This window comes from Staphylococcus succinus, from assembly GCF_029024945.1.
In the GTDB taxonomy this organism is placed as follows: domain Bacteria; phylum Bacillota; class Bacilli; order Staphylococcales; family Staphylococcaceae; genus Staphylococcus; species Staphylococcus succinus.
This window is the reverse complement of the sequence record NZ_CP118976.1, coordinates 2,116,931-2,132,470: the sequence shown is the minus strand read 5'-3', so window position 1 is coordinate 2,132,470 and position 15,540 is coordinate 2,116,931. Positions and strand designations below refer to the sequence as shown.

Genomic DNA, 15,540 nt, shown 5'->3' with positions numbered 1-15,540 from the left:
TTTTGAAATTTCTGTAAATTTAAGGAGGACCGTAACAACGATGAAAAAACAAATTGAGCAATTATCAGCATATCAACCAGGTTTATCACCTAGAGCATTAAAAGAGGCATATGGAATTGAAGGTGAATTATATAAGTTAGCTTCTAATGAAAATTTATATGGTCCATCACCAAAGGTAAAAGAAGCAATTCAATCTCACTTAGATGAATTACATTTTTATCCTGAAACGGGTTCTCCATTAATCAAGGAAGCAATTAGCAAACATTTAGACGTCGATGCATCTCGTATTTTATTTGGTGCAGGTTTAGATGAAGTAATTTTAATGATTTCACGTGCAGTGTTAACGGTAGGAGATAAGATTGTAACGAGTGAAATGACATTTGGTCAATATTATCATAATGCGATTGTTGAATCAGCGAATGTCACTCAAGTTCCATTAAATAAAGGCTATTTTGATTTAGAAGGTATATTGGCAGAGATAGATGATGATACAAAGCTTGTATGGTTGTGTAATCCAAATAATCCAACGGGCACTTATGTCCCACACGATGAATTACAACAATTTTTACAACGCGTACCTAGTCATATTCCTGTCATTATAGATGAAGCATATGTAGAATTTGTCACTGCTGATGATTTTCCTAATACGTTGGCATTACAACAACAATTTTCAAATGCCTTTTTACTACGTACATTTTCTAAAGCATATGGCTTAGCTGGCATGCGTATTGGCTATGTAGTAGCAGCAAAAGAAGCCATTGAAAAATGGAACATTATTCGTCCACCATTTAACGTAGGACGTTTATCTGAATATGCTGCATTAGCAGCCTTAGAAGATCAAGCGTATTTGACATCTATACGTGAACGTAATGCTCAAGAAAGAGCGAAATTTTTTGAACTTGAAAATAGTAATGCCTTTTATCCAAGCCAAACGAATTTTGTTTATATTAATACAAATAAACCTCATGACTTATACGAAGCCTTTTTGAATGTAGGTTGTATTACTAGAGAATTTCCCAATGGTGTCCGTATTACGATAGGCTTCCCAGAACATAATGATAAAATGATTGAAGTATTGAAACATTTTGATTTATAAATAAAGAAACTTAGGTATATACAAGCGTTCGCCAAACTAAATTATGTATTACGAAGTATTGTAATGAAATGAGTGTTAGCTATACATGTTTGAAATGTTATAGAAAGCATATAACAAAAGAATGATATTAAAACTATGCGTGTAATTTGCTTTTCTATGAGCATTCTTTGCTATAATGATATGCGGTAACATTAAGTTAAGTTTGATGATTATAATGCTTTATTGTGACATTTAAGTATGTTGAATAAAGATATTTAAAAGGAAGTAGGAGTAGTAAATGACAAGAAAATCAATTGCTATCGATATGGATGAAGTTTTAGCTGATACAGTAGGTGCGCTTATTAATGATGTAAATAAACGTACAGATTTGGATATCTCTTATGATATGTTGGACGGGAAGAAATTAAGACATGCGATGCCTGAACATGACGGCTTATTAACAGAAATCTTACGTGAACCTGGCTTTTTCAAAAAACTTGAAATTATGGAAGATGCCCAAGATGTTGTTAAAAAATTAACTGCGCATTATGATGTTTATATTGCGACTGCAGCGATGGATGTGCCAACATCGTTTCATGATAAATACGCTTGGTTGAGAGAGCATTTTTCATTTTTAGATCCACAACAATTTGTTTTTTGTGGACGTAAAAATATTGTGAAGGCTGATTATTTAATTGATGATAATCCAAGACAGTTGAGTATATTTACTGGTACACCAATTATGTACACAGCTTCGCATAACATTCATGATGATAGATTTGCACGAGTAAATAACTGGAAAGACGTAGAAAATTATTTCTTAGGGGATATTGAATATAATATTTAATATTTGTCTATTATTTTGATAAACACACGTGGCTAATGTCTATTGTAGTATATTTTAATTTTAAAAAGGTGATACCCATATAGCGGGTATCACCTTTTATTTCATGTGAAACAATAATGTGAAGTTCAATTGTTTTATGTTGTTTGATTATTTTGATCGTCATCAATTAATGTCAAAATTTGTACTGCCTCAGGAATGACTTCAATCTGAAGCGGCGTTTCTAAGGCGATTTCGCCATCGATATCTACTTTTGCCTGTGGCTCTGTTTCCACAGTGATTGTCTTGCCTAAGACATGCTGGATACCATCAGTCATATTGTTCCAATTCATGCTATCACGTTGTTTAAATACGTCGTTTAACACACTAGAACCTTGTTCTTTAAATATAAACATATTGAGATAACCATCACTCGGTGATAAATCAGTTAATGGAATACGGCTACCGCCTATGAAGGGACCATTGGCTACTACAAGCATAGATGTGTTTCCATCAATTGTCTTGTCATCAACAGTCACTTTATAATCAAAATGCTCTGGGTTAAGTAATGTTTTTACAGTAGAGCCTACATAACTCAATTTACCAAATACATCTTTGTTTCCATTTTGAACATTTTCGGCGTTTTGCACAATCAGCCCAAGACCAACAAAATTCAATGCGTATTGTCCATTTACTTTCATTACATCATAAGATTTTAATTCAGCTTCTATTAATTGTTGACTCGCAACCTTATGTCTTGGATTTAAGTTTAAGGTTTTTACAAAATCGTTAAATGTACCACCTGGAATAATGCCGATAGGGATCTCTAATTCACTTTGCATGACGCCGTTGATAAGTTCATTAACGGTCCCATCTCCACCTAAAATGAAAATAATATCGACATCATCACTATAACTACCATCTTTTATTTTTTGACAGTACTTGAGAATATCGCCTTCATTTTCACTTAATTGAATAGAGAGATGTTTACAAAAAGTAGTTAGTGAAGATGCGACGTCCCCCAGACCTCTAAAAATATCTTTGATACCGGAATGTTCATGATAAAATATTACACCGTGATTATATTTTGTATTACTCAATCGATTCACCATATTTCTTTTAGTTTTTATTACTTCCTAATTTTACCCTATTTTCTTAAAAAATAAAAAAAACTACTAAAGATATATCTTTAGTAGTCAGAATGTAAGTATTACTTAATACCACGCATGCCTTTAATGATTTTAGGTACAAATGCAAGAATAATGAGACTGACAATAATAGCAATCGAACCTAAGAATAAGAAATAGTTCTTATAGCCAAGCGGTTCGATTAATTTTACTAATGTTCCATTAATAGCTTGGGCACATGCATTTGTTAATAACCATAAACTCATCATTTGCGCATTAAATGCTTTTGGAGCAAGTTTGACTGCTGCGCTGTTACCCGTAGGTGATAAACATAATTCGCCAATTACACAAATAATATACGATAGAATCACCCAATTGACACTCACAGTTGCATTTCCTGCTGAATGACCAATTAACGCAATCATAATATAGGAAGCACCAGCTAAAAGTGTCCCTAATACAAATTTAGTTGCTAGACTTGGTTGGCGTTTAGCCATTTTTGCCCAAATGATAGAAACTATCGGTGCGAGCAATACGATAAACAATGGGTTAATAGATTGGAATAATGCAGGACCGAAACCTGTTGTCCATCCAAAAATATTTAATGTCATATCTGAACTTTCAAAGGCGTAAATATTCAATACATTAGCGCCTTGTTCTTGGATAGACCAAAAGAGTACGCCTAAGATAAATAGTGGGATAAACGCGATTACTCGTGAACGCTCATCAGGTGTTACATCCTTACTACGTATCATAATCGTAAAGTAAATAATTGGTAAAAGTACGCCGATTACAAGCACTGTTGTACTGACTAAATTAAATGATAGCGTCCCAGTTAACCCTGTAACAAGTAAAACGACTACAATCAGTATAATTGCTGCTGCAAATAAAATTGTAAATTTCTTTTTTTCGCTTTGATTTAATGGGTTGGAAGCTGTCATCCCAATTGACCCTAAATTTTTTCTATTAAATATAATGTACCAAATTAAACCAAGTGCCATTCCGACTGCAGCTATTAAGAAGCCTGCATGAAAGTCACCAGAATCAACAAATTGATTTAATATTAAAGGTGACAGTAGACCACCTAAGTTTACAGCCATATAGAAAATAACGAAACCAGCATCTAAACGTAAATCATTTTGAGGGTATAATCTACCGACAATATTTGAAATATTTGGTTTCATTAATCCAGAACCAACGATAATAAAGAACATAGATACAAATAGTCCGACTGCTGCGAAAGGTAAACTTAAGCATATATGACCTATAATAATTAAGACGCCACCTATTAAGGTAGCTGTACGTGTTCCTGTAATTCTATCTGCAATCCATCCTCCAAGTACCGAAGTCATATAAATAAGTGCGCCGTAGACTGCCATAACGGATTGAGCAGTTGCTTTGTCCATACCTAGGCCGCCATCTTTTATAGCAAAATACATATAGAAAATAAGTAATGCGCGCATACCGTAATAGCTGAATCTTTCCCAAAATTCAACAAAGAATAAAACACCTAGTCCTTTAGGGTGTCCAAAGAAGCCTCTTTGAGGAATTGATTGGACAGCTTGATCTTGGGCTGTATCTTGATTTTGCATAAAACATTCCCGTCCTTTCTTGCTCCCTGTAAAAATATATAAAAAACATTTTACTCCTTATATAATTGAATTTCAATAATATTCTCAAAATAGCAATATTCTAAATATTCAGTTAATTTTTGTAATGAATTGCATTAAATTTATTTGAGTGGTAGTATTCATTGTTTTAGAAAAAAATAAAACAGTAGGGTACGATTAGGTACCACTACTGTTTTGGAAAAGTACAGAGTGTATTTTTAATATACGCCTTTCATAGCACGTCTTACTTTTGGTGAAAAAATCAGTAATAGAATACCAATTATTACAGCGATAAGGCCTGAGTACATAAAGTAGTCACTTTGATTCATCTTTGTATAGACAACAACAAGTTGAGCGTTAAGCCCTTGTGCAGTTGCATTACTTAGCATCCATAGGCTCATCATACGTGCAGTGAACGTTATTGGTGCTAATTTAGTAGTTGTAGATAAACCTACTGGTGAGATACAAAGTTCACCAATCGTAATCAATAAGAAACTGAGTACAAGCCATAATGGATTGATTAACGCGTTGCCTGTAGCTAATGGAATAATCATAATTAAATAGGATAAGCCCGCGATAATCGTGCCGATAGCAAATTTGTGTACGGTAGGCGGGTTGTACTTTCCTAATTTCATCCAAAGTGTTGCGAAAATTGGTGCCAAGAGCACAATGAAAATGGGATTTAATGACTGTGCCCATGCTGCAGGTATTGAAAAATCAATTAAACCATTTGTTAATTCTGACATTTCTAATTGTGTTTTTTTATCTGCAAATGTTGCAAGTATCGTTGAACCTTGTTCTTGAATCATCCAGAAAGCCACGGAAGTAATATATAAAGGTACATAACTATAAACACGTGAACGTTCATCTTTTGTTATATTCTTACTTAATATCATATTAAGGAATATGTATACCGGTAACACAATACCTAACAGTGTAATTAAGAAACTAAAGTTACCTAATGTTAAGGCATTATTTAAATGTAGAATCCATAAATATATTAAGAATAAAACGATAACGCCAACAGTAATAAGTACGAATTTTTTGATTTCTGGTCTTGTTAACGGTATTGGCACATTGCGACCAGCTAACCCTAAATTCTTTTTACGTTTGAGTGCAAAAACGATAAGACCAAAAAACATTCCAATTGCTGCTGCTAAAAAACCAGCGTGGAAACCAATTTTAGTTTGCAATTGCCCAGTAATTAAAGGTGAAAGCAATGCCCCTAAATTAATCCCCATGTAAAATAACGTAAATGCTGCATCACGTCTTGGATCATTGCGTTCATATAATTCACCAACAGTAGTAGAGATATTTGGTTTTAATAACCCTGTACCTGCGATAATTAGAAGTAAAGCTATCATTGCTGCTGTTAAATTACCCGGAATGGATAATAGGATATGTCCAAACATGATGAGGAACCCGCCATAGAAGACGGCATCTTGAGTTCCAGTAATCCGATCTGCAATCCACCCTCCGATAAGACCAGACATATAAATTAAAGTTCCGTAAATAGCAACAATTTGCATAGCAACTGCTTGGCTAAGCCCGAAGCCACCGTCAGCAACACTATAATATAGATAGAAAATTAATATGGCTTTCATACCATAATAACTGAATCTCTCCCAAAACTCAGTCAAGAATAGTGTGCTTAGTCCTTTTGGATGTCCGAAGAAACCTTTGTTTGGAATGCTTTTCATGATTTCTTCGTGACTATGATTAACTTTTTTCATAATTTCCCTCCCCTTAAATGGTTGGATTTATTCTATACTGTTTTTATAAAAAAAACAAGTGTGTCCCTGAATTATTCAAATATAAGTAACTTTCACACTATACATTAAAAAACTATGAACATAGGGGGAGAATGTCATATTAAAGTTTAGTAATTTATCCCCGTGAAAGCATACAAAAAACCATCAGCTAAATCATGTGACTTAGTCGATGGTTTAATGATGGTAGACATATATTAATATCCCAAAATTTCAATCATTGTAGTTGAGGCGTAGATAAAAAATAGTTATCTATTATCTATTTTTTCTGGATAAAGATCATGATTCATTAAACGATGTTCTGCCATTTTTTCATATTTAGAATCAGGACGACCATAGTTTGTATAAGGATCGATTGAAATTCCACCACGAGGTGTGAATTTTCCCCAAACTTCAATGTAGTGTGGATCCATCAAATCAATAAGATCATTCATAATAATATTCATGCAGTCTTCGTGAAAATCACCATGGTTTCTAAAGCTAAATAAATAGAGCTTTAAAGATTTCGATTCTACCATTTTAATATTAGGGATGTAAGAAATATAAATTGTAGCGAAATCAGGCTGACCAGTAATAGGGCATAAAGAGGTGAATTCTGGACAGTTAAATTTCACAAAATAATCGCGGCCTTGATGTTTGTTATCGAATGATTCTAAAACATTAGGTGTATAATCAAATTCATATTTGTTATTTTGATTACCTAATAAAGTAATATCTTCTAATTGCGTTTTATTGCGTCCTTCAGACATAATATATCGCTCCTTTAGTGTTTTGGTTTATGTGTCTCTTTTTGAATTGTGAGGGGCTGTCGGCGTGCTTTCTCAAACATATAATAGCTTGCGCCTATAATAATAATATAGCCTAGAATTGCATACAAATCAGGTGATTCTCCAAATAAGATCAATCCGAATAATGCTGTAAATATAATTGATGCATAAGTAAATATAGATATGTCTTTAGCTGGTGCATAACTATAAGCAAGTGTAATACCTATTTGTCCTGCAGCAGCAGAGATACCTGCACCAATGAGATAGATGATTTGCATCATTGACATAGGTTCAAACGTAAATATAGTAAATGGTATTAATACTATAATAGAAAAGAATGAAAAATAAAAAACAATAGTATATGGTGCTTCACGAGTACTCAATGCTCTTACACATGTATAAGCGCTAGCAGCAAAGATACCGGAGAATAATCCGCCAACTGCTGGAATCATGGAAGAAGAGAACTCGGGCTTAACAACAAATAGCATACCAAAAATGGCTACAATCATAGCAATGAATTGGTAATTGCGCACTTTTTCATTTAAGAAGAGTAAACTTAATAAAATTGTCCAAAACGGGTTAAGTTTCATCAACGTATCAGCATCACTTAAAATCATATGGTCTATCGCATAAATATTTAACAATACACCGATTAAACCTAGAGTAGATCTAGTGATTAATAGAGGTTGGCTGCTCAATTTGCCGAACAATGGTTGTTTATATTTGAAAATAAAATATAACGGAATGAACATAGCTACTAAATTTCGAGCAAGTGACTTTTGAAAAACTGGTAAGTCCCCAGCTAATCTAAAGAATACAGACATAAAGCTAAATCCAACTGCTGAAATTAAGATAGCAATGATACCCTTAACTTTAGGATTCACATATATCGCCTCAATTTTTAATTTTTAACGTATTCATATTAGCATAAAAGAGATAAGCGTGTATATATGCTTGAAAATAGGGAATTTATATATTAAGATACATACACGAACAAATGTTCTTTAACAACTTATAATAGTGAAAAAATAAGTAGATTGAAAATATAAAATTTTTAATTTATTTAGATCACTAGGAATGCAGGTTTTGACTTAAATGACGGTGCATCAAGCCTTATATGATTTTTGGAAAAAGCAAATAAAATAACCTTAATTTCAGCAAAAAAATTTTTTCAATAAGTAAAATATCTGTTTAGGGTTGAATTGGTGCCATTTCCATTCATCATTCACCATTTTGTTGAAAATTAAAGCCTTTTAATCGGCTCTGGACTTATGTATAATGAAACACATAATATAGTATTTGTTACCAAGACGAAACACAATATATAGTGTTTTGGTACGTGTTTAATTTATTTATAATAAACCAAATTTTAAGTAAAATAACACTGTTTTGGGCTTTTAATCATGACAAAAATAGTATTAATGCCTAAAAAATGAGTTTTTACATGACTACATATAGATATTACAATTACTATATATTGTGGTCACCTCAATAAGTTAATACTAACGCGTCATTTAAGACCCCAGTACCATAACTTTAAATATAAAAAGGCGAATTTTTCATATTTGTTAAATCATTAATAGAAAGAAGGTGGTCCGATGAAGGTGGTATACTTTTCTTTTTCAGGTAATGTGCGTAGATTTATAAAGCGTGCGGAAGTAAGTAATACTTTAGAAATTACGCAAAATAATTGCACTGAGCGAATAGATGAACCATTCATATTGGTCACTGGAACGATAGGATTTGGTGAAGTACCACAACCTGTCCAATCATTTTTAGATATGAACAATGACTTAATTAGAGCCGTTGCAGCGAGCGGAAACCGTAACTGGGGACAAAATTTTGCAAAGGCTGGACGCTCCATTTCGGAACGTTACAAAGTGCCTTTATTAATGAAGTTTGAAGTACAAGGCACATTAGACGATATTAGCGAATTTAAAGATAAGGTGGGACATTTCAATGAAGATAATAGACGAGAAGAAATACAATCATATTGAGTTAAACAATGAAGTTACCAAACGTAAAGAGAATGGCTTTTTCAATTTGGAAAAAGATCAAGAAGCATTAGAAGTATATTTACAGGAGATTCAAGATAAGACCATTTATTTTGATACTGAAATTGAACGTCTCCGTTATCTCGTTGATAATGACTTCTATTTCGATGTGTTTAAAAAATATTCAGAAGATGACTTAATAGAAATCACTGAATTTGCTAAAAATATCGAATTTAATTTTGCTAGTTATATGTCAGCAAGTAAATTTTTTAAAGATTATGCTTTAAAAACAAATGATAAAAGTCAATATTTAGAAGATTATAAACAACATGTTGTGATAGTTTCGTTATATTTAGCAAATGGCCATAAAGAAACTGCTAGACAGTTTGTTTCTGCGATGATTGAACAACGTTACCAACCTGCGACTCCGACATTTTTAAATGCTGGCCGTGCGCGTCGTGGGGAACTTGTTTCATGTTTCTTATTAGAAGTGGATGATAGTTTGAATTCCATCAACTTTATTGATGCGACTGCAAAACAATTAAGTAAAATTGGTGGCGGCGTAGCAATTAATTTATCAAAATTACGTGCACGTGGTGAAGCAATCAAAGGCATCAAAGGCGTAGCAAAAGGTGTGCTACCAGTTGCGAAATCATTAGAAGGCGGTTTTAGTTATGCTGACCAACTAGGTCAACGTCCAGGTGCAGGTGCAGTATATTTAAACATCTTCCATTATGATGTTGAAGAATTCTTAGATACGAAAAAGGTAAATGCTGATGAAGATTTACGTTTGTCTACAATTTCAACAGGTTTAATTGTACCGTCTAAATTCTTTGATTTAGCAAAAGAAGGTAAAGATTTCCATATGTTTGCACCACATACAGTTTATAACGAATACGGTGTAACTTTAGATGATATTAATCTTGATGAGTACTATGACGATTTAGTAGCAAATCCTAATGTAGACAAAAAGAAAAAAGATGCACGTGAAATGTTAAATATGATTGCACAAACACAATTGCAATCGGGTTATCCTTATTTAATGTTCAAAGATAATGCGAATAAAGTACATGCTAACTCAGATATTGGTCAAATTAAAATGAGTAACTTATGTACTGAAATTTTCCAACTACAAGAAACATCAATTATCAATGACTATGGTATTGAAGATGAAATTAAACGTGACATCTCTTGTAACCTTGGTTCATTAAATATCGTTAATGTTATGGAGTCTGGCAAGTTCAAAGACTCAGTACACACAGGTATGGATGCGTTGACTGTAGTAAGTGATGAAGCAGATATTCAAAATGCACCTGGTGTGAGAAAAGCAAATAGTGAGTTACATTCTGTAGGTTTAGGCGTAATGAACTTACATGGTTACTTGGCTAAAAATAAAATTGGTTATGAGTCAGAAGAAGCGAAAGACTTTGCTAACATCTTCTTTATGATGATGAATTATTACTCTATTGAACGTTCTATGGGTATTGCAAAAGAACGTCAAGAAGTATATAGCGGATTTGAACAATCTGATTATGCCAATGGTAAATATTTTGAATTTTATACATCACAAACATTTGCACCTAAATATGAAAAAGTACGTAAATTGTTTGATGGTTTAGAAATTCCAACTCCTGAAGATTGGAAAGCATTACAAAAAGAAGTGGAAAAACATGGTTTATTCCATGCTTATCGTTTAGCGATTGCACCAACACAAAGTATTTCTTATGTACAAAACGCAACAAGCTCTGTTATGCCGATTGTAGATCAAATTGAACGTCGTACTTACGGCAATGCTGAAACATTTTATCCTATGCCTTTCCTATCACCAGAAACAATGTGGTATTACAAGTCTGCATTTAACACAGACCAAATGAAACTTATAGACTTAATCTCAACAATTCAAACACATGTTGACCAAGGAATTTCTACAATTCTTTATGTTAATTCTGAAATATCTACGCGTGAGTTATCTAGATTATACGTTTATGCACATCATAAAGGGTTAAAATCTTTATACTACACTAGAAATAAATTATTAAGCGTTGAAGAATGTACAAGTTGCTCAATATAAGATCAAAATAAAAACAGTGGTATCTAGAAGCAGCCTAATTTTCATAAAAGATTAGGCTGTAAATCACTGTTCAATTAAATTTATAATGGATAGGAGATATTACCTAAATGAAAGCAGTCAATTGGAATACGCAAGAAGACATGACAAATATGTTTTGGCGCCAAAATATTTCACAAATGTGGGTAGAAACTGAATTTAAAGTATCAAAAGATATCGCAAGTTGGAAGACGTTATCTGAAGCAGAGAAAGATGCCTTCAAAAAAGCTTTAGCAGGATTAACAGGGTTAGATACGCATCAAGCAGATGATGGTATGCCACTAATCATGTTACATACGACTGATTTACGTAAGAAAGCAGTATATTCATTTATGGCTATGATGGAACAAATTCATGCGAAAAGTTATTCTCACATTTTCACGACTTTATTACCATCTAGTGAAACGAACTACTTATTAGATAAATGGATTATTGAAGAACCTCATTTGAAATACAAATCAGATAAAATTATCGATAATTATCATAAATTATGGGGTAAAGAAGCTTCTGTTTATGATCAATATATGGCTCGTGTATCAAGTGTGTTCTTAGAAACATTTTTATTCTATTCTGGTTTTTATTATCCGCTTTATCTTGCTGGGCAAGGTAAAATGACAACTTCCGGAGAAATCATCCGTAAAATATTACTAGATGAATCTATTCACGGTGTGTTTACAGGTATGGATGCGCAAAGCTTACGTAATGAATTATCAGAAAGTGAAAAGCAACAAGCAGATCAAGATATGTATAAATTGCTAGATGACTTGTATCAAAACGAAGTATCGTATACACATTCACTTTATGATGAAGTTGGTTTATCAGAAGATGTATTAAACTATGTAAGATATAACGGTAATAAAGCTTTATCTAACTTAGGATTCGATCCATACTTTGAAGAAAGAGAATTTAATCCAATTATTGAAAATGCTTTAGATACAACTACGAAAAATCACGACTTTTTCTCTGTTAAAGGTGATGGTTATACATTAGCGTTAAATGTTGAAGCATTAACGGATGATGATTTCGTCTTTGAAGATTAATACGCATATGTATTGAATTTAAAAATGGATTGGTAAGGTTATATGTATAAATATCCCAACTTACAATGCAACAAGTTGGGGACAAACATGCTACATTTTAAAGGTGTGCTCTCAGATTACAATTATCTGAGAGCACACCTTTTTTATTGAAAATTTGCCAGTACGCATTGATTGAAGTGTTTCAAAAACTAATAAATTGAGATTCATGTTCTAAATTATATTTATTCATAAAATACATAAAATTCAGCAATTTTTAGTACTATATCCATACCAATATTTAATATTAAATATTTTATTTCATTATTATTAGATATATATCCATATAATTTCACGATATTTTAACAAAATTTGTGATAACTATTGAATTTATAGAGGAAAATGGTAAAATTTTATTATAGATATTGATAATGATTATCATAACCATTATGATTTTTGATTCAATATTACATAGAAAGGATTAAGGTCTATATTATGAAATTTTTACTTAATGGTATTGTTTTATTTATTATTTTACTATTATTAACTATCCTTTCTTTATTTATAGGTGTAAGTAAAGTTTCTGTTACAGATATTTTTCATTTATCTAAAGAACAGATGAATATTATTGTTTCTAGTAGAATCCCTAGAACAGTAAGTATATTAATATCTGGGAGTACCTTGGCACTTGCAGGATTAATCATGCAACAGATGATGCAAAATAAATTTGTAAGTCCAACTACAGCAGGAACGATGGAATGGGCTAAGTTAGGTATATTAATCTCTCTTATATTTTTTCCAGAAGAAAACATCATGATTAAGTTAGCATTTGCAGTTACTTTGAGTATTGCTGGAACATTTTTATTTGTAAAACTGGTTCAGCTTATTCGTTTCAAAGATGTCATTTTTGTACCGTTATTAGGAATTATGTTAGGTGGTATTATCTCTAGTTTTGCTACTTTTATGGCATTAAGAACAAATACGGTCCAAAGTGTTGGCAATTGGTTGAATGGGAACTTTGCAATTATCACGAGTGGAAGATATGAAATATTATATTTGAGTATTCCATTATTAGTACTTACATACATATTCGCAAATCATTTTACGATAGCAGGGATGGGAAAAGATTTTAGTAACAATTTAGGTGTGAATTATGAAAAAGTAATAAACATCGGATTATTTATTACAGCTACGATTACTGCATTGGTAGTGGTGACAGTGGGGACGTTACCATTTTTAGGATTAATTGTTCCTAACATTGTCTCTATTTTTAGAGGAGATCACTTGAAGAATGCGTTGCCTCATACAGCGATGTTAGGAGCTATATTTGTTATGTTTTCAGATATTATAGGAAGAATTGTCGTTTATCCTTATGAAATTAATATCGGATTAACAATTGGCGTCTTTGGCACTATTATCTTCATAATCTTGCTGATGAAAGGACGACATCATTATGCAAATTAGTGCGAAACATAAGCTATTGATATTAATTGCTTTAACCATATTAGCTGGGGCGCTTTACCTTGTATTAGGTATTGATTTCGATATTTTTCAATACCAATTCTCAAGTCGTTTAAGAAAACTAATATTAATGTTGTTAGTTGGCGCTGCGATAGCTGCCTCAGTAGTCATTTTTCAAGCTGTAACAACTAATAGGTTGTTAACACCATCAATTATGGGTTTGGATTCAGTCTATATGTTTGTGAAAGTACTACTAGTTTTCGTCTTTGGCGTCCAATCTGTTTTTGTAACCAATCTATATCTTAACTTTATAATTACTTTAGTGGTTATGATTGTTTTTTCACTCATTTTATTCCAAGGCATATTTAGAATTGGCGACGTGTCAGTTTATTTTATATTACTTGTAGGGGTCATACTTGGAACATTTTTCAAAAGTATCACTGGCTTTTTAGAATTAATCATCAATCCTGAAGATTTCTTGGCAGTACAAAGCGCGATGTTTGCAAACTTTGATGCATCAAACAGTAAGCTCGTGACCCTCTGTGGTATTATGCTCATCATTTTAGTGATTATAACTGTTATTGCCGTTCCGTATTTAGATGTACTGTTATTAGGAAAAGATCAAGCTATCAACCTAGGCATTTCATATAAAACAGTGACGCGAGTAATGATGATATTAGTTGCGATTCTTGTTTCTATATCAACAGCACTTGTTGGTCCAATAACATTTTTAGGATTACTTACTGTTAACTTAGCACATGAATTGATGAAAACGTATGAGCATAAGTATATATTACCAGCAACGATTTGTATGAGTTGGTTAAGTTTATTTATAGCACAAGCGGTAGTGGAAAATTTATTTGAAGCAACGACACAAGTAAGCATAATTATTGATTTGGTAGGTGGAAGTTACTTCATTTACTTATTAATAAAAAGGAGAAATGCGAATTGATACGAGTACAAGGTCTTAACAAAACGATTCAGGATAAAGCCATTTTAAAAGATATAAACGTTGAAATAAAAAAAGGACGTTTAACGTCTATGATAGGACCAAACGGTGCTGGTAAAAGTACACTATTATCAGCAATAACACGTTTAATAGATTTTGAAGATGGATCAATAGATATAGAAGGCAAATCTATTAATAAATATAAAAGTAATGATTTAGCTAAAAAACTATCGATTTTAAAGCAATCCAATCATACAGAGCTTAATATTACAGTTGAACAATTAGTGAACTTTGGACGTTTTCCACATTCTAAAGGCCATTTAAAAGAAGATGACAAAGCACAGGTTGAATATGCTTTAGAACTGTTACAACTGAATGAAATTAGACACCGTTATTTAAAGACATTATCTGGTGGTCAGCGTCAACGTGCATATGTTGCTATGACGATTGCACAAGATACAGATTATATATTGTTAGATGAACCATTAAATAATTTAGATATGAAACATTCTGTGCAAATTATGCAAACTTTAAGACAACTTGCTCAAGACTTAAATAAAACGATTGTTGTAGTGATTCATGATATTAATTTTGCATCATGTTATTCGGATGACATCGTCGCCTTAAAAGATGGCGCTGTAATTAAAGCAAGTGAGAAAAATGATGTCATACAAACAGACACATTGCGCACGCTTTATGATATGGAAGTAAGGATCGAAGAAATACGAGGTCAGCGTATTTGTGTGTATTTTGATGAAATGATGGCTGAACAACAGGATTTGGAACTTGTACATTCGTTATAAGCGTAGTTTGTAAACTTTTTTGAAAGGAGTGATGTAAAC

The 15,540-nt window shown here is 32.5% G+C and carries 13 protein-coding genes; 8 read left to right on the top strand and 5 right to left on the bottom strand.

Annotation, left to right across the window (positions count from 1 at the left end; genetic code table 11):
- Positions 1-40 precede the first annotated feature (40 nt).
- Both hisC and PYW31_RS10345 read left to right on the top strand, forming a co-directional pair.
- Complete coding sequence (hisC, locus tag PYW31_RS10350) at positions 41-1,096, top strand: histidinol-phosphate transaminase (protein WP_046837178.1); 1,056 nt, start codon at positions 41-43, stop codon at positions 1,094-1,096.
- A 277-nt stretch (positions 1,097-1,373) separates the two neighbouring features.
- On the top strand, positions 1,374-1,922 hold the full coding sequence (locus tag PYW31_RS10345) for a 5' nucleotidase, NT5C type (protein WP_046837179.1): 549 nt from the start codon (positions 1,374-1,376) through the stop codon (positions 1,920-1,922).
- Positions 1,923-2,056: 134 nt separating this feature from the next.
- Here PYW31_RS10345 and PYW31_RS10340 read toward each other — a convergent pair whose 3' ends face one another.
- The 5 genes from PYW31_RS10340 to PYW31_RS10320 form a co-directional block, all read right to left on the bottom strand.
- Positions 2,057-2,998, bottom strand: coding sequence for a diacylglycerol/lipid kinase family protein (locus PYW31_RS10340; RefSeq protein ID WP_103356921.1), 942 nt, complete (start codon positions 2,996-2,998; stop codon positions 2,057-2,059).
- Positions 2,999-3,108: 110 nt separating this feature from the next.
- Positions 3,109-4,617, bottom strand: a complete 1,509-nt coding sequence (locus PYW31_RS10335) for a peptide MFS transporter (protein WP_046837181.1) — start codon at positions 4,615-4,617, stop codon at positions 3,109-3,111.
- Positions 4,618-4,853: 236 nt separating this feature from the next.
- Positions 4,854-6,368: a peptide MFS transporter gene (locus tag PYW31_RS10330; protein WP_046837182.1), complete on the bottom strand. Its 1,515-nt coding sequence runs from the start codon at positions 6,366-6,368 to the stop codon at positions 4,854-4,856.
- 284 nt (positions 6,369-6,652) lie between these two features.
- On the bottom strand, positions 6,653-7,153 hold the full coding sequence (gene queF / locus PYW31_RS10325) for a preQ(1) synthase (protein WP_046837183.1): 501 nt from the start codon (positions 7,151-7,153) through the stop codon (positions 6,653-6,655).
- Between the two features lie 14 nt (positions 7,154-7,167).
- Positions 7,168-8,055 (bottom strand): DMT family transporter, encoded by an 888-nt coding sequence (locus tag PYW31_RS10320; RefSeq protein WP_046837184.1) that lies wholly within the window; start codon positions 8,053-8,055, stop codon positions 7,168-7,170.
- A gap of 714 nt (positions 8,056-8,769) precedes the next feature.
- Here PYW31_RS10320 and nrdI point away from each other — a divergent pair.
- From nrdI to PYW31_RS10290, 6 genes are all read left to right on the top strand, one after another.
- The gene (nrdI, locus tag PYW31_RS10315; protein ID WP_046837185.1) at positions 8,770-9,168 is read left to right on the top strand and encodes a class Ib ribonucleoside-diphosphate reductase assembly flavoprotein NrdI; all 399 of its coding nucleotides are present in this window, start codon (positions 8,770-8,772) and stop codon (positions 9,166-9,168) included.
- Entirely contained in the window at positions 9,131-11,236 is a 2,106-nt protein-coding gene (nrdE, locus tag PYW31_RS10310; protein ID WP_046837186.1) for a class 1b ribonucleoside-diphosphate reductase subunit alpha, read from the top strand. The genes nrdI and nrdE overlap by 38 nt, the downstream gene beginning before the upstream one ends.
- A gap of 107 nt (positions 11,237-11,343) precedes the next feature.
- The gene (nrdF, locus tag PYW31_RS10305) at positions 11,344-12,312 is read left to right on the top strand and encodes a class 1b ribonucleoside-diphosphate reductase subunit beta (protein WP_046837187.1); all 969 of its coding nucleotides are present in this window, start codon (positions 11,344-11,346) and stop codon (positions 12,310-12,312) included.
- A 471-nt stretch (positions 12,313-12,783) separates the two neighbouring features.
- Positions 12,784-13,752, top strand: coding sequence for an ABC transporter permease (locus tag PYW31_RS10300; protein ID WP_046837188.1), 969 nt, complete (start codon positions 12,784-12,786; stop codon positions 13,750-13,752).
- Positions 13,742-14,701, top strand: coding sequence for an iron chelate uptake ABC transporter family permease subunit (locus tag PYW31_RS10295; protein ID WP_046837189.1), 960 nt, complete (start codon positions 13,742-13,744; stop codon positions 14,699-14,701). The genes PYW31_RS10300 and PYW31_RS10295 overlap by 11 nt, the downstream gene beginning before the upstream one ends.
- Complete coding sequence (locus tag PYW31_RS10290; RefSeq protein WP_046837190.1) at positions 14,698-15,501, top strand: iron ABC transporter ATP-binding protein; 804 nt, start codon at positions 14,698-14,700, stop codon at positions 15,499-15,501. The genes PYW31_RS10295 and PYW31_RS10290 overlap by 4 nt, the downstream gene beginning before the upstream one ends.
- Positions 15,502-15,540: the final 39 nt, after the last annotated feature.